This is a genomic window from Huaxiibacter chinensis (assembly GCF_022171985.1).
Lineage (GTDB): Bacteria > Pseudomonadota > Gammaproteobacteria > Enterobacterales > Enterobacteriaceae > Enterobacter > Enterobacter chinensis_A.
This window is the reverse complement of record NZ_JAJVHF010000001.1, coordinates 159,553-178,909: the sequence shown is the minus strand read 5'-3', so window position 1 is coordinate 178,909 and position 19,357 is coordinate 159,553. Positions and strand designations below refer to the sequence as shown.

The window sequence follows — 19,357 nt, the reverse complement described above, 5'->3', positions numbered from 1 at the left end:
GCCGGGGCAAGGGGTTACCACTGGTAACTGACGAAAAGTTTAGCGTTACGGCCATCCTGCGGTATGCCCTGCGGCGACCAGTACTCTTTATCAAAGGCATTTCCCAGCGCCAGGGTGGTCGTGACGCCTTTCAGCTGCTGTTGTCCCTGATAACTCACGTAAAAATCGTTTACCGCATAGCCGGGTTGTTTGCTGTAGCTGCTGCTGACGTGCGTGGAGCGATCGACGAAGGTGCCTATCCAGCCGACGGAGAAGCCGCTTTGCGCCAGAGGAATATCCAGCTTGCTGCTCACGGTGTCGGGGTTAATGCTGGAGATGTACTCACCCGTTTCTGTGTCTTTACCGCGGGTGCGGTTATAGGCCATATCCAGAGTGAACACACGGGTGGAATATTTCGCCATCACGTCCCAGCCCCAAATTTTGGCATTCGGTACGTTATAGGACATGGTGGTCGCGGCCGCAAAGTCGACGGTCGTGGAGATATAGTCTTTGGCATTGGTATCGAAGTAGCTGGCTTTAAATTCCAGCGCATCGTTGGCCATCATCAGGTCGTCAAACCGCAGGCCAAAGCCGAACTCCTGCGTTTCGTTGGTTTCCGGACGCAGATTCGGGTTAGGCACCCAGTAGTTTGTATAGAAGCTGCCGATGGAGAAGTGCTTCGCGTCGTTATACATTTCGCCCATCGTCGGGGCGCGGAACGCCTGCGCCCAGGAGCCGAACAGCATCAGCCAGTCGGTGGGGGAGACGGTCAATCCGGCGCGAGAAGACCACTTGTCTGCATCCACGTCATCATAACCCTCACTGCTGCCGCGATAGCTGTCATAACGGGTACCGCCTGACAGGGTCACCGGCAGGTCGCGCAGGGTAATTTCATCCTGCAACCAGCCGGAGCTGAAATCAATCCTGGCCTCGGGGAAACCCGTCGCCTGACCACCGGGCTTCTGCTCCTGGCGATAATACTCTCCACCATAGGTCAGCAGGTGCGAGGCGAAGGAGTCAGCGAACAGACGGGTGCGGTTTTCAACTTTGCCGCCCTTCGTGGTCTGAGTGCGAAATTCGCCGGTGCCGTCGATATTTTCAGCGTTGATTCGCGCCTGTGACCAGTACAGCTTAACGTTGGCATCCAGCCACGCATTACCGGCAGGGGCAAGGTGATACCCAAGCAGTGCGTCACGCTGTATGGTCGAGCGATCGGTCATAGGGTTGCTGCTGTCCGAGGCGTCAATGCTCTGTGGGTTTTTGGGTTCCTGCGCGGCATTGTTGTAGTAGCGCAGCGAGCCGCTCAGGGTTTGGGCTGTGTCTACCTTCCAGCTCCCTTTCGCCAGTATATTGTGAATAGATTCATCGTTTGGCGCGGTGCTGCCGTCGCTCTGGCGGATATCACCGCGATCGCGGCTGGACCAGGTCAGCAGCCCGTCAAGGGAATCGGTACGTCCGAAGGCGCTGGCCCCCATTCCGATGCTGCGATCGCCCGTGGCGCCCGTGCCAAATACGCGATAGCCGCTGTTTTTTCCGGCATCCAGCAGATCTTTGGCGTCAACGGTGTCGTAGGCGATCACCCCACCCAGCGCGCCGCTGCCGTAAAGCAGGGCAGAGGGGCCGCGGACCACTTCGATACGTTTGATCAGGGCCGGATCGAGGAAAGTACTGTTCAGGTGGCCCGTGTCGGTTCCCTGACGCACGCCATCCACCAGGATTAACACCCCGCGGCGATCGTAGCCGCGCAGATTCACATCCTGACCGTTAGTGCGCCCTGTGCCGTCGAGCATCAGGCCAGGCACGTTGCGCAGCAGATCGGCGGCGGAGCTGGCGGTACGGTTTTCCGGCGCGGTCGCGTCGATCACGCTGACCATCATCGGCGCTTCGAAGGCGCTTCGGGCATTACCCGTGGCGGTCACGGTCATCTCATCAGTGGCGGCAAGCGCGGTCCCGGGCAACGTGCTGACAATCGTCAGAGCCAACAGTGAGGGACGCAAAGACGACGAACGAGGGTGTGGCATAGCAACTCTCCATCTGGAAATCGAAAGTGCTGGCTGCCTGGGAAAATCCTGGGTGGCTGGCGAATTAAGGAATGTTTATTTCGTTAGAATAAGTTTTCCGGCATGGGTCTGACGCAATAAGTAGAGCTGACCATCATGCTCGATAATGACCCGTCCCTCATCTCCCAGAAGACGTTTACTGTCAATTCGGCGATCGGCTGAAGCCGGGGTCGGTGCTGTGTGTGTTTTATCTGGCGTTGCCGCGCTGTTATCCGTTGGTGACATCATGTTTATAAATAACAATCAATGTAACAATGATAATCATTATCAATAAACGACAAATTCTCGGCAAGTGTTTTTGTGAAAATTATGTGACGCGATCAAATTTAGCGCGAAAAGGGGCGTAAAAAAGCCGGGCGGCGGTCATGCCTTACCCGGCTTATCAGGCGTGATTCAGGGGAATTACTGGCCCGGTACGGCAAAGTCGCAACCGGGCCAGTCCGTCAGAAACGGGCGTCAACGGCTGTCGCCAGCTTCTCCAGCAGCACTTCGCTGTCATCCCAGCTCAGACACGGATCGGTAATCGACTGACCGTAGACGGTGGGCTGACCGGCAACGATCTTCTGCGTCCCTTCCTTCAGGAAGCTTTCCGCCATGATTCCGGCAATGGCCGTCGAGCCACTGCGGATCTGCTGGCAGATTTCATCGCAGACATCCAGCTGGCGACGATGCTGCTTCTGGCAGTTACCGTGGCTAAAATCGACGACCAGATGTTCAGGAAGGTCAAACTCGCCTAACGTTTCACATGCGGCGGCGATATCCTGAGCATGGTAATTCGGCTGTTTTCCCCCACGCATGATGATATGGCCGTAGGGGTTACCGCTGGTCTGATAGATGGTCATCTGGCCGTTTTTATCCGGGGAGAGGAACATGTGGCTGGCCCGCGCCGCACGGATAGCATCTACTGCAATACGGGTATTCCCGTCGGTGCCATTTTTGAACCCAACCGGACACGAAAGGGCGGACGCCATTTCACGGTGGATCTGGCTCTCGGTGGTCCGGGCGCCAATGGCCCCCCAGCTGATCAGGTCGGCAATAAATTGTCCGGTCACCATATCCAGGAACTCGGTGGCGGTCGGCACACCCAGTTCGTTGACCTGCAACAGCAGCTTGCGTGCCAGCTCAAGGCCGTGGTTCACCCGATAGCTGCCGTTCAGATCCGGATCGGAAATTAAGCCTTTCCAGCCCACCACGGTACGCGGCTTTTCAAAATAGGTACGCATCACGATTTCAAGGCGATGCTGGTACTTTTCACGTACAAGCTGAAGGCGTCTGGCGTAATCCATTGCTGCATCCAGATCGTGAATGGAGCATGGGCCAATGACCACCAGTAAACGGCGGTCTTCACCATTGAGGATCTTTTCTATACGTCGGCGTGAGGCGGTAACATTTTCCGCCACGCGGGTGGAAACAGGATGCCGTTGCGCCAGTTCGGCAGGCGTCACCAGGCTTTCGATACGCGCGGTGCGCAGTTCATCGGTTTTATTCATGGAATGTCTCAGAATTTTTTGCTTCATCGGCAGACTACCGGGAAGTGATGGGCATCACCATAAACCAATCTCTGCTGATTTCAAGTTCGGGGCCTGTTCGCCCCGAGAATGAAACCATAATAACCGAAAATGATTCATTGTACTAGCTTGTTAGTACATGCGGCGATTCAGGCCCATGATATCGAGGATTTTTGTGGCGATCTCTTCTACCGAATAGTTCGTGCTGTTGAGCCAGGGGATTTGGTTTTTACGGTAGAGCGCCTCGACTTCGGAGACCTCCATACGACACTGGCGCATCGACGCGTAGCGGCTGTTTTCCCGACGCTCTTCACGTATGGCCGCCAGCCGCTCCGGGTTAATGGTCAGACCAAACAGCTTATGCTGCAGCGGTTTCAGCGCCGGGGGCAGCACCAGGTTATCCATATCATCGGCAATAAAGGGGTAGTTCGCCGCACGGATGCCAAACTGCATCGCCAGATAGAGGCTGGTCGGCGTTTTACCGCAGCGCGAGACGCCCAGCAAAATCACCTGCGCCTGATCGAGATTACGCATTGAGATACCGTCGTCATGGGCAAGGGTGTAATCAATGGCGGCGATACGTGCGTCATATTTAATCAGGTTGCCGGGATTCAGACCGTGCGTGCGGTGGGCAATCGGCGTGGGATCGAGTTTCAGTTCGCTTTGCAGGGGGGCGACCAGGGCCTGAACAATATCCTGACAAAACCCCTCACTTTGCAAAATAATCTGGCGAATTTCAGGAATAACGATGGAATAGAAGACCAGGGGGCGCACGCCGGTTTGCTGGAAAATGGCATCGATTTGCTCTTTCACCGCCTTCGCACGGCTCTCGTTTTCAACAAACGGCAGCGTGATACTGTTGATCGCAACGGGGAATTGCGACATCACAGCGTGCCCCAGCACCTCGGCGGTGATCGCCGTACCATCAGAAATATAAAAAACGTGGCGATCGACAGCATTATCCATTTTATTCACCCTGAATATCGTACGTAATTATCTGAAAGCATAAATTAAAAAAGTAAAATACACAGCATGGAACTTATCTTAATTGAAAATGAAATGCTGTTTTTACTTTTAATGAAAAGTGGATTTCATTTTCAAAAAGACGCTTTAAGAGGAAGGTTTTTTGATGAATCTATAGGAATCATCGGGTTAGCGGTTGATGGGAAAGTGTCCTAAAAAATGAAAAATAAAAGTGCTTACACGATTCACCGTTTTTTTAGCGCAACTAATTATGCCAGTATAAAAACGAAGTCAGGTGTTTCTTACTCCGATTAAATATCACAAAAGGATTGTTTCGATGTCCAACAATGGCTCGTCACCGCTGGTGCTTTGGTATAACCAACTCGGCATGAATGATGTAGACAGAGTTGGAGGCAAAAATGCCTCCCTGGGTGAAATGATTACAAATCTGTCGGGCATGGGTGTTTCCGTGCCGAACGGGTTTGCCACGACCGCTGACGCGTTCAACCTCTTTCTGGACCAAAGCGGCGTAAACCAGCGCATTTACGACCTGCTGGATAAAACGGATATTGACGATGTGACCGAGCTTGCGAAAGCCGGCGCGCAAATCCGCCAGTGGATTATCGATACACCTTTCCTGCCTGAGCTGGAACACGCGATCCACGACGCTTATAACCAGCTTTCAGCCGATGACGACCAGGCGTCGTTTGCGGTACGTTCTTCTGCCACTGCAGAAGATATGCCGGACGCGTCCTTTGCCGGCCAACAGGAAACCTTCCTTAACGTTCAGGGGTATGATGCGGTGCTGGTGGCCGTGAAACATGTCTTTGCTTCGTTGTTCAACGATCGCGCCATTTCCTATCGTGTGCATCAGGGCTATGACCATCGCGGCGTCGCGTTGTCAGCTGGCGTGCAGCGTATGGTGCGCTCAGATATTGGCTCCTCCGGGGTCATGTTCTCCATTGATACCGAATCGGGTTTCGACCAGGTGGTCTTTATTACCTCTGCCTGGGGCCTGGGCGAAATGGTGGTGCAGGGCGCCGTCAACCCGGATGAATTCTACGTTCACAAACCGACGCTGGCAGCCAATCGCCCGTCCGTGGTACGCCGGACCATGGGGTCGAAAAAGATCCGCATGATATATGCCCCAAATCAGGAGCATGGCAAGCAGGTGACCATCGAGGATGTGCCGCAGGAGCAGCGCGATCGCTTCTCGTTAACCGACGAAGAGGTGCAGGAACTGGCGAAGCAGGCGGTACAGATCGAAAAACATTATGGCCGTCCGATGGATATCGAATGGGCCAAAGACGGTCATACCGGCAAGCTGTTTATCGTGCAGGCGCGTCCGGAAACCGTCCGCTCGCGTGGCCAGGTGATGGAGCGTTATACCCTGCATGACCACGGTAAAATCGTGGCGGAAGGTCGCGCTATCGGTCACCGCATCGGCGCAGGCCCGGTAAAAGTGATTCACGACATCAGCGAGATGAACCGGATCCAGCCAGGCGACGTGCTGGTCACGGACATGACCGATCCCGACTGGGAACCGATCATGAAAAAAGCCGCGGCCATTGTGACCAACCGTGGCGGACGCACCTGTCACGCGGCCATCATTGCCCGTGAGCTGGGGATCCCGGCGGTTGTCGGCTGCGGTGATGCCACCGAACGACTGAACGATAATGAGAAGGTGACCGTCTCCTGTGCCGAAGGGGATACGGGTTATGTCTACGCCGAAATTCTGGACTTCAGCGTGAAAAGCTCCAGCGTGGATACCATGCCGGATCTGCCGCTAAAAATCATGATGAACGTAGGCAACCCCGACCGCGCATTCGACTTTGCCTGTCTGCCGAATGAAGGCGTTGGCCTGGCGCGTCTGGAATTTATCATCAACCGCATGATTGGCGTGCATCCGCGTGCCCTGCTGGAGTTTGACGACCAGGACGCGAAGCTGCAGGCTGAGATCCGCGAGATGATGAAAGGCTACGACTCGCCGAAAGAGTTCTACGTGGGGCGTCTGAGCGAAGGGATCGCCACCCTTGGCGCGGCATTCTATCCGAAACGCGTGATCGTGCGTCTGTCCGACTTCAAATCCAACGAATACGCCAACCTCGTCGGCGGCGAACGTTATGAACCGGAAGAAGAGAACCCGATGCTGGGCTTCCGCGGGGCGGGACGTTACGTCTCTGACAGCTTCCGCGACTGCTTCGCGCTGGAATGCGACGCGGTGAAACGCGTGCGTAACGAGATGGGGCTGACCAACGTCGAAATCATGGTCCCGTTTGTGCGTACCGTGGATCAGGCAAAAGCGGTGGTGGATGAGCTGGCCCGTCAGGGTCTTAAGCGCGGCGAGAACGGGCTTAAAATCATCATGATGTGTGAAATTCCGTCCAACGCGCTGCTGGCTGACCAGTTCCTTGAGCACTTTGACGGCTTCTCTATCGGTTCGAACGATATGACGCAGCTGGCCCTGGGGCTGGATCGCGACTCCGGCGTGGTGTCTGAACTGTTTGACGAGCGCAACGAGGCGGTGAAAGCCCTGCTCTCGATGGCCATCCGCGCGGCGAAGAAACAGGGTAAATATGTGGGCATCTGTGGTCAGGGCCCGTCCGATCACGAAGATTTTGCGGCCTGGCTGATGGAAGAGGGGATTGACAGTCTGTCCCTGAACCCGGACACCGTGGTGCAAACCTGGTTGAGCCTGGCGGAACTGAACAAGTAATATTTCTTCCTGCAAAAGGTCCCACACTCGTGGGACCTTTTTTTATCTTCACTCACTCAGGTTCAGATGTTGCCATAAGGCGGGAAGGGGCAGTGTGGCGAGGGCAATCGACTCGTCGGCCGCGCCGTACCAGATATGCAGCACGTCATCCCTGATTAAGGCCCCGCAGGTAAAGACCACGTTACCGAAAAAGCCTTCACGTTCGTACGGCGCGGTGGGCTCAAGTAACGGGAGAGCGGATTTCGCGAGAATGCGCGTCGGATCGTCACTGTCCAGCAGCAGCGCCCCCAGACAGTAGCGAAGATCGTCATCAACGCCATGATAAATTTCCAGCCAGCCCCGCTCGGTTTTAATCAGCGGCGCGCCACCGCCTGATTTACTGCCATCCCACCGATCGCCTGAGCGGCCCAGCAGATGACGATGGTTTCCCCAGTGGTGCATGTCCGGTGATTCACAGATCCAGATTTCAGGATGACCAAAATGGCAGGGAGCCGGGCGCGTAAGCGCGAAGAACCGACCGTTGATACGTTCCGGGAAAAAGCAGACGTCGCGGTTATCGGGACAGAAAATTAAGCCCTTTTTCTCCACCGAGATAAAATCCGACGTAGTGGCGAGCGCCGTCGTGATCCCCATCGGCGAGATAGCGGAATAGTTGATATACCAGACATCATCGATACGGGTGATGCGCGCATCCTCGCAGCCAAACTGCTCGTACTGATTATCCGGCATGATGAAGGGCTTATCGTCCACCGTAAAATGGACCCCGTCCTGGCTGCGCGCCAGACGCAGATGAGACAGCGAGGTGAGCCAGAGCTGGGCACGATCGGCTTTCAACACGATGGTGCGCGGATCGCTAAAGTCATACTGCGTATCGCGGCGGTCGAAGTGCTTTTCGCTCAGACGCCACGCCCCGTCCTGTAAGGTTAAAAGCGGCACGATCGCCTGCTGCGGGTCGTGGGATAGAACGCTTTCCGCGACCCGGACCAGCAGAATGATCTCACCGTTCATCTCGGTAACACCGGCGTTAAAAACGCAGTCTACCTTCCAGCCCGGGCGGGAAGGAATGAGATCGGCAGGGGTGATAAGGGGATTCTTACTGTGCCTTTGCATGACAACTCCTTTTGATAATGGCGTGATTTTTGGCTATCCACGGGGTGTTTTCACCGACAACAACCGGAGCGGGGATCTCGTACCACGGGTTTTTTACCGCGTCGCCGAAATTGATCGAGACCCAGACGCAGGTATCATCGGATTCGCGAATAAAATGGATGCACTGATTTTCCTGAGCCAACAGGCGATATTCACCGGTACAGAGCGCCGACGTGGTCGTTCTGAGCGCAATCATCTGCTGATAGTCCTGCCAGAGCGAACCGGGCGTGTCGCGTTGTACTTCGAGACAGGTCGCCGCACTGATTTCCGCCAGCGGCATCCAGGGCCCGGCGCGGGTAAAACCCCCGTGCGGCGCAACAGCCCAGGGGAGCGGTGCCCGGGAAGCATCGCGGGAGTGGCTTATCGCCACCTGCAGCGCCTGCGCCGCTGTCTTACCCTGCGCAAGCGCGGTGCGATAGTGGGTCTTCCCCTGGATGTCGATGAGCATCGCTTCATTCGCGGGCACATAATTGTTAACGCCCGCCTCCTCACCCTGAAAGATAAAGGGCACACCCTGGGCGGAAAGCTGCAACATCATCACCGCACGGGCGCGATCGGTATCACCGGCGCATTCACCAAATCGCCCAATCATGCGGGGCATATCGTGGCTGGAGAAAAAGAGCGTCGGTAAGCCGGATTGTTTCTGCCTCATGGCCTGAAGCTCAGCAAAAAGCGTGTCGACGTGAAAGGTTTTAAGGCTGCCGAGGTTGAAGTTAAACACAACGTCCATCAGATCCGCCGCCTGATAGCGGCTGATAACTTCAAGGTCATCGCTACCCACTTCACCGATCAGGAAAAACTCACCTCGCTGGCGAATAGAGCGACAGAGACGGCGTAACGTGGGCAAGATAGCCGGCTGGTTAATATCGTGAGCGTGAATCTGTTGGCCATCTGCAGAAGGATTGTCCTGCCCGATGCCGTCCGTTGTCAGAAAATTAATCACGTCGAAGCGAAAACCGTCCACTCCCAGCGCTATCCAGAAATCGATTACCGTTAAGATATGCGCTTCAACGTCGGGGTTACCCCAGTTGAGATCCGCCTGTTCCGGGGCAAACTTATGATAGTAATACTGTCCGGTGTCCGGCTCTTTTTCCCATGCGCTGCCCGAGAAAAAGGCCTGCCAGTTATTGGGCGTGGAGGTAAAAAGAAAAAAGTCACGGTACGGGCTGGCGGGCGTGTTCCAGGCATCCTGAAACCAGGGATGGGCGGTTGACACATGGTTGAGCACTAAATCGATGACAATTTTGATCCCTTTTTGATGACACGCGCTCACCAGCTGCCGGAAATCGTCCAGCGTGCCAAAGCGCGGATCGACGTTGCAGTAATCGCTGATGTCATAGCCATTATCCACCAGCGGAGAAGGGTAAAAAGGGGTGATCCACAGCCCGCCGATCCCCAACGAGGCGAGATAATCAACCTTACTGATAAGGCCTGGAAAATCGCCGAGTCCGTCGTCATTCCCGTCAAAGAAAGAGGGTAAATAGACTTGATAAAAAACGCTTTTTTGCCACCATCCTGGGTTCATTTATCGGCTCCTTATTTCAGTGATAACGACATACCGGCGAGGAAATATTTGCGAAACAGAATAAACAGCACCACGACCGGCAGCATCTGGACGACCGAGCCTGCCAGCACCGGGCCGAGCCAGACGCCGTAGGATTGACTGAAGGTGGCGAGCAGAACGGAAAAGGGCATTTTATTGGCATCGCGCATAACGATGAGCGGCCAGAGAAAATTATCCCAGGCGCTGGAAAAGGTAAAAAGCGCCACGATGGCGAGGATAGATTTATTTAGCGGCATCATGACGTGGCGTAAAATGCCCCATAACCCCGCCCGGTCAAGACGGGCAGCAAAAAGATAATCATTCGGCGTGCCTTTAAAACTCTGCGAGACCATAAAGATCCCCCATGCGCCCATGGCGTAAGGCAGGATCATGGCGCTGTAGCTGTTAATTAACCCCAGCTCGCGCATTAAAATAAACTGCGGGATCACGAACATAAACGCCGGAAAAACCATCTGCACGATGATCAAATTTTTAAACGCCCCAAGGCCCGGGAATCGCGTTTTCGCCACCGCATAACCCACCAGAACGGAGCTCAGGGTCACGCTTGCGGTGATAGTGAAGGAGACAAAAAGCGAATTCAGGAGGGTGCGCAAAAAAGGCTTATCGGCACGCTGGCTGTTATCGAACAGAAACGCGTAATTTTCCAGCGTCAGCGGGCCGGAAAAGAGTGAATCGGTGTAAATATTCGCCGTCGGTTTAAGCGAAGAGAGCACCATCCAGATAAAGGGATAAAGCCAGGTTAACGCCAGCAAGAACATGGCCAGATGGATAAGCAGACTGGAGACGGAATGTTTTTTCATTTAAACAATCTCGATGTTTTTTTCGCAAAACCGCCTGAAGAGCCAAATCATCAGGAAGCTGCTCGCCGCCACGATAATCGACATCGTCGCGGCCAGATTCGGCCTCATCTTTTGAAAGGCGACCTCGTACATCACGACCATTGGGCTGGTGGTGCTGTTGAGCGGGCCTCCGCCGGTAATTAAATAGGGTTCGGTGAAAATGCTGAAGGCGACGGTGATGGCCAGCACCGTCACCATGATCCATTGTGGATTCATCATCGGTAAGGTGATGGACCATGTCTGTTTGAACCTGCCAGCTTTGTCCAGACGGGCGGCAGCGTAGATATCTTCGGGAATGGCCATCATGCCCGAATAGAGGATTAGCCCGTAATAGCCGACAAATTTCCAGGTGACAATCAGGGCAATCGACAGCATGGCGCAGTCGGGATCGGTAAACCAGGGAACGGAGAGGCCAAAGGCCTCTCGTAGCAAGGCATTAAGCGGGCCAAATTCGCTGAACAATTTTGAAAAGACGATGGAATAGGCCACGCCGGAGGAGATATTGGCCAGTAAAAAACTCAGTGCGATAAACCCGTTGCCAACGCGCAGCTTTTTTAACCCTGCGGCAAATAACAGCGAGGCCAGCAACACCAGAGGAAGGTAGTAACATAAAAACCGGCAGACGTTCCACATCGACTGCCAGAACAGGGGATCCTGAAAGACCTCCCGCACATTACTGAGCCCGGACCAGACGGGCACGCCGATAAACTGCCACTGCGTAACGCTTAACAAGGCCAGCCAGATCAGCGGATAAAACCAGAATACCGATGAATATCCCAGCCAGAGGGAGGCCAGAAGGCCTCCGGTACGTGCTTCGTGTCCCAACATGTTCATCTCTTATGGCTTGAGAAGGGCGTTAACGTCTGCCGCGGATTGCGTCACTGCCTCTTCAGGTGTCGATTTTTTGAATATCACCTGCTCAAGCATCTGCGTCATGCTGCGCTGAACGTCGCTGGTTTTTGTGGTAACGGCAGGCGGCAGCGCAACGTCCACGTACGAGGCAATCGCTTTTTCTAACGGGTTTTTCGTGAAATAGTCGACGAAAACGGGGTTGCTGAGCAGGTCGGCGCGGGCGGGGGGCATCCCGGTCAACTCAAGCCAGCTGAGGTCGTGTTGTACGTTGCCGTACACCCACTGAATAAACGCCCAGGCCTCTTCTTTATGCTGGCTGGATTTGAAAATCACCACGCCTTTGCTGTCGCCAAAGGTGTACGGATGCGCTTTGCCCTGCTGGGTCAACATCGGGCCGATAAGAATATGCTTTAACACGTCTGGATATTGCGTCCGGTAGCGGGCGATATCCCATGGACCGCGCGTGGACGCCAGGACCTGACCGCTGGCAAGAGGATCGTCCGCTGAGGTGAAGTCATAGCTTGACCACTTGTTGTGGAAGACCTTCCCCATAAACGTGACCACGGCCTTGCCGGTAGGGTTGTCAAAGCGCGCCTGGTTATTTTCGATATAGGGTTTGCCCTCCCCGGCGGCGTAAAACAGGGGGATAAGATCAAACCAACGCTCCCACCAGTTTTTTCCGTAGGTCATCTGAATGGTATAGCCGCCGTTATCCGCTGCCCGACGTTCTGCCAGGCGGTAGAGTTCATCGTAGGTGTCAGGGGGGCTCTCGTAACCATACTGCCTGAGCAGATCGCCACGCCACCACCACACGACAGGGTTGATATAAAGCGGTAACACGGTTTGTTGCCCGTTTATTTTCCATGCCGGGAGAAGGCTCTCCATTGCGCGCGAGGTGACAAGCGTGGCAAAACCGGGCAGCGTCGCGAAATCTTCCAGTTGTCCAAGCTCGCCAAGCTGGCTGGCGAAGCCGGTGAAAATGTTGCTGGACATATCCGGCTCGGTGCCGGAGGCGAGGGCATTCATGATGGCCTCTTCAGAACTGCCAGCCGCAGGAATGGGCGAGAAGGTCACCGGGGTATGGGCGGGATCGCGATTCCATTCGGTAACCATTTTGTTCCAGAACGCTTCTTCGTTTTCATTTGGCGCGACCCACAGGGTAATGGCCTTTGCTGGCAGTGGGACGGCTGACTTTTCATCCGGCCCACAGCCTGTCAGAAACAGGGCGCAGGCCAACGGGGCTGTCCATCGGGCGAGTCTTTCCACGTTCACAATGTTCTCCTTCACAGTGTTACCGATGAGCACGTTGCTCAGGTATTGAACGAAACGTACGCTAACACCCTGCTTTTTTGTTTAACGTTAAACAACTCACAAAACGATTTATGTTTAACGTTAAACTTGCTTCAACGTAGCCACAAAGACCAGTAAGATTTCCTGTAACGCACCTTGTCGATGCAGGCTACCGAGAAAACTAACTTCATGAAAAATGACGGCAAAATTACCACTAAGTCGCTGGCGAAGCAGATGGGCATTTCCCACACCACCGTATCGAACGCGTGGAATAACCCGGAAAAGCTCTCTGAAGAGCTCCGGGAGAAGATCTTCGCTCGCGCACAGGAGGTGGGGTTTCAGGGGCCGGATAAACTGGCCCGTGCGCTGAGGACAGGCCAGGCTGACGCGATTGGCGTCATCTTTAACGATCCGATGAGCTATGTCTTCATCGATCGGCACGATATTAATTTGATGCGCGGGATCGCGATGGAGTGTGAAAAACAGCGGACTAACCTGGTGTTAATACCGCTAAACGGCGAAAAAGAGAACCACACCGCGCCCGTGACGACCCTGGTCGATGGATACATTCTGAATGCGACGTACAACAATGAGCGGGTCATCCAGCAAGCGTTTGGACGGCGGATCCCCATCGTGACGCTCGATTTCTCGCTGCCCTGGTACAGCAGCGTCTCTATCGATAATAGCCGCGCCATGCGCGACCTGTGCCTGTATCTGGTGGAAAAGGGCCATCGGCATTTTGGCATTATTGCCTTCCCCTCATCGACAGCGGCGGCGGGCGAAAGCCGGCTCAGTGAGCCACGGTGCGGCGATAACGATCTCATGCTAACCCGCGTGAATGCCTGTCAGGAAACCCTCTTTACCCAGGGTATTCCGCTTGAGCAGTGCTGGCTGTACGAGACGCAACACGATGAGGAAAATGGCGCCCGTGCAGCCGGGGCACTGTTGAGCGCGCATCCTGAGATTACGGCGCTGATCTGTCTGTCCGATCGCTTTGCCGCAGGCGCAATTCAGTACTGTTTAGACCACCACATCGCCATTCCGCAGCATGTGGCGGTGACCGGATTCGATAATACGTTGCCGGAGGTGCAGGGCATTGGCCTGACCACGATCGCGCAGGATGCTGTGAAAAAGGGCCAACTGGCGGCGCAGATCCTTCTGCAAAAAGGGCCGGTGACCCACTGCGAGCTGGAGTATCAGCTTATCAGCAGAGCTTCAGCCTGACGGGGGGTGCGCGGAGGCAGAGACAGGGAACTGACCGAATATCACGCGAGCGGCATTCGTACAGAGAGGAATGTCACGCTCACACAGACGCACACGCAGAACAGGATAAGGACATCGACTATGGCAGGCCTGATCTTAAAAAACATTCACAAGCAGTACGACAAAAACACCATCATCGAAAATCTGTCGCTGGAGATCGCCTCCGGTGAATTTATCGTACTGGTGGGGCCCTCCGGCTGCGGAAAATCGACGCTGTTGCGCATTATCGCCGGGCTGGAAGAACCCGATGGCGGGAGCCTGTACATGGGGGAGGAGGACGTGACGCATCTTGCTGCCGGTAAACGAAGCCTGTCGATGGTCTTTCAGTCCTATGCGCTCTATCCCCACATGACGGTGCGCGGGAATCTGGCTTTTGGCCTGAAGAATCTGAAAACCCCGCCGGAGGAGATTGAACGTCGCATCACCGAGGCGGCAAGCATGCTGCAACTGGAGACATTACTGGATCGCCTGCCGCAGCAGCTCTCCGGCGGACAGCGCCAGCGCGTGGCTATCGGACGTTCGATCGTCCAGCAGCCGGCCCTCTTTTTATTTGATGAACCTTTATCGAATCTTGATGCGGCACTGCGCGTGGAGATGCGTCAGGAGATCCAGGAGCTGCATGCCCAGCTCAAAAACACCATGGTGTATGTCACCCACGATCAGGTCGAGGCCATGACGCTGGCCGATCGGATTGTGGTGATGTACAAAGGCAAGATTGAGCAGTCGGGCACCCCGCTGGATCTCTATAATCAGCCCGCGAATCTGTTTGTCGCGCAGTTTATCGGTACGCCAAAAATTAACGTGCTTCCTGCACGCTGGAAAGCGGGGCGTATTGTTATCACTCCCCATGTAAGCTTTCAGCCAACAAAGGCGCCGTCGGGCCTGGCAGAAGACGATGCGCTGTTTGTCGCCATCCGGCCTGAGCATATTAAGCCGGATGAAACGGGCGCTTTTAGTTGCCAGGTTACCACCCGGTTGTGCGAGCTGCAGGGGGATTCAACGCTGGTGTGGTGCAACCTGGAGGAGAGTACGTTGTGCTTTAAATCTTTTCAGCAGCTGGATTATCCGCCGCGCAGTTCAATTACCGTCAGCGTCGATGAAAAACATCTTCATTTATTCGATGGATTAGGTAAACGTCTCGCCTGGCAGGAGTGAATAGCTACCCTGCCGTCCACACATCTGCAAAAAAGGGGAGCCCAGGCTATTGCTCCCCGCTTTTTGCGCTCCGTCACAATTAACGTAAATAACCAAATATCATAATTCACCTGGTCATTTAGACAATTGTTAGCCTGAAAAGAGACGCTAATACTTGTGCCTTCACTGCGCATTATTCTGGACCGTGCGCAACTGGTTGAAATACGTTTTAACCTGATAAAAGGCATATAAAAAATGACAATCTCCTCTGTATTGCGTACTCAAGATAAAATAGGCTATGGCTTAGGTGATATGGCAAGTGCGCTGGTCTGGCAAACCGCAACCTTATTTCTCGCGTATTTTTATACCGATGTGTTTGGTCTTCCGGCTGCGATAATGGGCACCATGTTTCTGGTGGTGCGGGTTATTGATGCCTTTGTCGATCCCTGTATTGGCGCGCTGGTGGATCGCACCCAAACCCGACATGGACGGTTTCGCCCGTGGCTGCTGTGGTTTGCCATTCCGTTTGGCGCCAGTTGCCTGATTACCTTTTACGTTCCGGACGTCGGTGAAACAGGGAAGATTATTTATGCCTGCGTCACCTATGCCATTCTGAGCCTGATCTATTCCGCGATTAATGTACCCTATTGCGCGATGCCTGGCGCACTCACCCAGGATCCCCGGGAACGTCACTCCTTACAGTCATGGCGATTTGGTTTGTCCTTTATTGGCGGCCTGATTGTGACGGTCATTGCTTTACCGCTGGTCTCGCATTTAGGCCAGGGTAATGTGCAGAAAGGCTATTTTTATGCCATGAGCTTAATGGGGCTGTTAGGCATTATCTTATTCTTCTGCTGCTTTATGATGACCCGCGAACGTTATTCCCCACGTAGCGACACCTCCGGCTCAATGTTGACTGATTTAAAATTGCTGGCGGGGAATAGCCAGTGGCGTATTGTCTTCCTGTTTAATATTTTACTGCTGACCGCCGTGGTCACCCGCGGTTCGGCGACGATGTATTATGTGAAATATGTTCTGCTGCGCCCGGAACTGGTCTTTATGTTTATTGTCTCCGGCATGATTGCCTCTCTGACCGGGGCATTATTATCCGAGCATCTGCTGGGGAAATTTGACCGCGTTCGCGCCTATCAGTGGACCATTATTTCCTTTGTCATTTTTGGCGCGCTGATTTTCTTCCTGCCCCCCACGCAAATCTGGCTGATTCTTGGCCTGAACATTGTCTTTAGCTTTATCCAGAACCTGACCACGCCGCTACAGTGGACGATGTTTTCAGACGTGGTGGATTACGAAGAGCATCGCAGCGGCCGCCGCCTGGACGGTCTGGTCTTCTCGACCGCGCTCTTTGCCATTAAATTCGGCCTCGCGCTGGGTGGGGCCGTGGTCGGCTGGGTACTGGGCATGATGGATTATATGCCCGGTCAGGATCTTCAGACACCTCAGGTACTGACCACCATCAATGCCCTCTTTACGCTGATCCCCTGCGCGCTGTTCCTGTGCATGGTGGCGTTGCTCACCATTTACAAACTCAACAGCCGTCTGGTAGACACCATCGCCCGCGAGCTGGCCAGCAAACGCGAGGCGCGTACTGACGCAGGACAGATGCGTCCGGCAGTTCATTCCCCACTACAGGAGTAACGACATGACGGCTATTTATAAGGACGCGGGGCGTCCCGTTCAGGAACGTGTCGATGATTTACTGGCGCGCATGACCCCTGAAGAGAAGTTTGCGCAGATGCATGCGTACTGGTTAATCCTCGATGAAGAAGGGCATCACCGCGAACGCAGCGATTTAAGCGATGAGTTTGCCGGCGTGAGCGCGCAGGCGGCCTTAAGCGAACGGCTGAAGCTGGGCGTGGGTCAAATCACTCGCCCGTTAGGTACGCATATTGTGGATGCTCATACCGGGGTACGGGCGGCGAACCGTCTGCAACGGACCATGATGGAACAGACGCGGCTGGGGATCCCGGCGCTGTTTCATGAGGAGTGTCTGGTCGGGCTGTTGGCCCGGGATGCGACGCTGTTTCCGTCTTCATTGAACTATGGTTCGACGTGGGACCCGCAGCTGGTGGAACGGGCTGCGCAAAAGATTGGGGCCGAAGCGCGCTCCGTCGGATGTCAGCAGGGGCTTGCGCCGGTGCTCGACGTGTCGCGTGACGTCCGATGGGGGCGCACGGAAGAGACCTTTGGCGAAGACCCGTGGCTGGTGGGGGTGATGGCCACCGCGTATGTGAAAGGCTTACAGGGTGAACGGCGCGATTTACTGGCGACGCTGAAGCATTATGTCGGCCACTCATTCAGCGAAGGGGCGCGTAACCATGCCCCGGTGCATCTGGGTTTTTCTGAGCTAAACGACACCTTCCTGCTGCCGTTCGAAATGGCGGTGAAGCTGGCAAACGCCGGCTCGGTCATGCCAGCGTATCACGACATTGATAACCAGCCGGGGCACAGCGACAGCTTCCTGCTCACCACGGTTTTGCGCGAGCAGTGGGGATTTGACGGCATCATCGTCGCGGATTACGGCGGCGTAAGCCTGCTCCATCAGCATCATGGTATCTCTCACGATGCCGCGGAATCTGCCGCGCTGGCCTTTAACGCGGGCCTGGACGTGGAATTACCAAAAGACGACTGCGCCCGTCATCTGGGCGAGGCCGTAGAGCGCGGGCTGATTGCCATGAGCAAAATTGATGAGATAGTCGCGCGCGTGCTGACGGAAAAATTTCGTCTTGGCCTCTTTGAGCATCCGTATGCCGATGAAGATGCAATCGACTTACAGAACAGCGAAACGCGACAGGTAGCCCGTGAGGTCGCCACCCGCTCGATCACCTTGCTGGAAAATAACGGTATCCTGCCGCTCTCCACGACCCGGCGCGTTGCGGTGGTCGGCCCAACGGCTGACGATCCGCTGGCGCTGCTGAGTGGTTATAGTTTTCCGGTGCATCTCATCATCAGCGATATGCTGGATGAAACCTCGCAGGTCACCACGCCGCTGGCGGCCCTGCAGCAGGCTTTCGGGGAGGCGCACATTCGCTACGCCAAAGGCTGCCATATTATTGAAAAACGCATGGCGGGCGCGCCGGTCTTCCCGGGTGACAGCGCAGGGAAACCGATGCAGCATTCGCCGGTCTCCTTCGATACGCACTTGATACCTGAGGCCGTGCGAGCGGCACAGGAGAGCGAGGTGGTTATCGCCTGCGTGGGGGACCTGGCCGGTCTGTTCCAGAGTGGGACGGTCGGTGAAGGCTCGGATACCGACAGCCTGAATCTGCCGGGTGTTCAGCAGCAGCTCTTGCACGCCCTTGTCGAGACGGGCAAACCGGTCGTCGTGGTGATGACCGGCGGGCGGCCCTACAGCCTGCAAGGGCTGGAAGACAAGGTCGCCGCGCTTATGCTGGCCTGGGCGCCAGGACAGGAGGGCGGCTGGGCGATTGCCGATGTGTTGACCGGGCGCGCCGAGCCTCAGGGGCGTCTGGTGGTCAGCGTACCGAAAAGCGCAGGCGCCATGCCCTATTATTACAACCACAAGCTCAAGAGCGGCGGCACGCCGTTTGCTTTCCACTTCGGCGCCCGCTATCCCTTTGGTTACGGCCTGGGCTGGACTCGCTTCGACTGGCAGGCGCCACGGCTTCATCAGGAGAGCGTCGCCATAGACGGTGAGGTGACCTTAAGCGTGACGGTGAAAAACGTAGGGGAGCGCAGCGGCAGTGAGGTCGTTCAGATCTATGTGCGCGATAAGGTCGCGACCCAGGTGCGCCCGTTGCAGGAGCTAAAAGCTTTCCAGCGCGTCACGTTGTCACCCGGGGAACGGCAAACGCTGACCTTTACCCTGCCGGTAGACCTCTTTAACTTCACGTGTCGGAAGGGGAAACGTATCGTGGAACCGGGCGAGTTTGAGCTGCAGGTCGGGGCCTCATCGGCGGATATTCGCGCTACCGTCACCGTGAAGGTCACAGGCGAAACACGCGTGCTCCCTGATGACTGGCGAATGCTGAGTACCTGTGAGATCGCGAAGGAATAATCAG

The 19,357-nt window shown here is 55.3% G+C and carries 15 protein-coding genes; 6 read left to right on the top strand and 9 right to left on the bottom strand.

Annotated elements, in window-relative coordinates; translation table 11 throughout:
- Nucleotides 1-14: 14 nt before the first annotated feature.
- The 4 genes from LZP96_RS00890 to ppsR form a co-directional block, all read right to left on the bottom strand.
- Nucleotides 15-2,000 carry a TonB-dependent hemoglobin/transferrin/lactoferrin family receptor gene (locus LZP96_RS00890; RefSeq protein ID WP_064325827.1) on the bottom strand — a complete coding sequence of 662 codons (1,986 nt, stop codon included), beginning with the start codon at nt 1,998-2,000 and terminating at the stop codon, nt 15-17.
- Between the two features lie 75 nt (nt 2,001-2,075).
- On the bottom strand, nt 2,076-2,264 hold the full coding sequence (gene hemP / locus LZP96_RS00885) for a hemin uptake protein HemP (RefSeq protein ID WP_064328107.1): 189 nt from the start codon (nt 2,262-2,264) through the stop codon (nt 2,076-2,078).
- Between the two features lie 218 nt (nt 2,265-2,482).
- Entirely contained in the window at nt 2,483-3,529 is a 1,047-nt protein-coding gene (aroH, locus tag LZP96_RS00880; RefSeq protein ID WP_258925651.1) for a 3-deoxy-7-phosphoheptulonate synthase AroH, read from the bottom strand.
- A 150-nt stretch (nt 3,530-3,679) separates the two neighbouring features.
- The gene (gene ppsR, locus LZP96_RS00875) at nt 3,680-4,513 is read right to left on the bottom strand and encodes a posphoenolpyruvate synthetase regulatory kinase/phosphorylase PpsR (protein ID WP_258925650.1); all 834 of its coding nucleotides are present in this window, start codon (nt 4,511-4,513) and stop codon (nt 3,680-3,682) included.
- A 66-nt stretch (nt 4,514-4,579) separates the two neighbouring features.
- Here ppsR and LZP96_RS00870 point away from each other — a divergent pair, with 66 nt between their 5' ends.
- Both LZP96_RS00870 and ppsA read left to right on the top strand, forming a co-directional pair.
- On the top strand, nt 4,580-4,726 hold the full coding sequence (locus LZP96_RS00870) for a hypothetical protein (RefSeq protein ID WP_258925649.1): 147 nt from the start codon (nt 4,580-4,582) through the stop codon (nt 4,724-4,726).
- 121 nt (nt 4,727-4,847) lie between these two features.
- The gene (gene ppsA, locus LZP96_RS00865; protein WP_258925648.1) at nt 4,848-7,226 is read left to right on the top strand and encodes a phosphoenolpyruvate synthase; all 2,379 of its coding nucleotides are present in this window, start codon (nt 4,848-4,850) and stop codon (nt 7,224-7,226) included.
- 48 nt (nt 7,227-7,274) lie between these two features.
- Here ppsA and LZP96_RS00860 read toward each other — a convergent pair whose 3' ends face one another.
- From LZP96_RS00860 to LZP96_RS00840, 5 genes are read right to left on the bottom strand one after another with little or no spacing between them, the layout of a single operon-like run.
- Nucleotides 7,275-8,336 carry a glycoside hydrolase family 130 protein gene (locus LZP96_RS00860; protein WP_258925647.1) on the bottom strand — a complete coding sequence of 354 codons (1,062 nt, stop codon included), beginning with the start codon at nt 8,334-8,336 and terminating at the stop codon, nt 7,275-7,277.
- A complete protein-coding gene (locus LZP96_RS00855) occupies nt 8,320-9,900 on the bottom strand; it encodes an alpha-amylase family glycosyl hydrolase (protein WP_258925646.1) in 1,581 nt (526 codons plus the stop codon). Before LZP96_RS00855 ends, LZP96_RS00860 begins: the two co-directional genes overlap by 17 nt.
- Nucleotides 9,901-9,911: 11 nt before the next feature.
- Nucleotides 9,912-10,739 (bottom strand): carbohydrate ABC transporter permease, encoded by an 828-nt coding sequence (locus tag LZP96_RS00850; protein WP_258925645.1) that lies wholly within the window; start codon nt 10,737-10,739, stop codon nt 9,912-9,914.
- Nucleotides 10,740-11,606 carry a carbohydrate ABC transporter permease gene (locus LZP96_RS00845; protein ID WP_258925643.1) on the bottom strand — a complete coding sequence of 289 codons (867 nt, stop codon included), beginning with the start codon at nt 11,604-11,606 and terminating at the stop codon, nt 10,740-10,742. It abuts the gene before it with no gap.
- Nucleotides 11,607-11,615: 9 nt separating this feature from the next.
- Nucleotides 11,616-12,902, bottom strand: a complete 1,287-nt coding sequence (locus tag LZP96_RS00840) for an ABC transporter substrate-binding protein (protein ID WP_064325834.1) — start codon at nt 12,900-12,902, stop codon at nt 11,616-11,618.
- 207 nt (nt 12,903-13,109) lie between these two features.
- On the opposite strand from LZP96_RS00840, the gene LZP96_RS00835 reads away from it, so the two are divergent.
- The 4 genes from LZP96_RS00835 (at nt 13,110) to LZP96_RS00820 (ending at nt 19,353) form a co-directional block, all read left to right on the top strand.
- A complete protein-coding gene (locus tag LZP96_RS00835; RefSeq protein ID WP_258925642.1) occupies nt 13,110-14,144 on the top strand; it encodes a LacI family DNA-binding transcriptional regulator in 1,035 nt (344 codons plus the stop codon).
- 120 nt (nt 14,145-14,264) lie between these two features.
- Nucleotides 14,265-15,338, top strand: a complete 1,074-nt coding sequence (locus LZP96_RS00830; RefSeq protein ID WP_258925641.1) for an ABC transporter ATP-binding protein — start codon at nt 14,265-14,267, stop codon at nt 15,336-15,338.
- 234 nt (nt 15,339-15,572) lie between these two features.
- A complete protein-coding gene (locus tag LZP96_RS00825; RefSeq protein WP_258925640.1) occupies nt 15,573-16,973 on the top strand; it encodes an MFS transporter in 1,401 nt (466 codons plus the stop codon).
- Between the two features lie 4 nt (nt 16,974-16,977).
- Entirely contained in the window at nt 16,978-19,353 is a 2,376-nt protein-coding gene (locus LZP96_RS00820) for a glycoside hydrolase family 3 N-terminal domain-containing protein (RefSeq protein ID WP_258925638.1), read from the top strand.
- Nucleotides 19,354-19,357 lie beyond the last annotated feature (4 nt).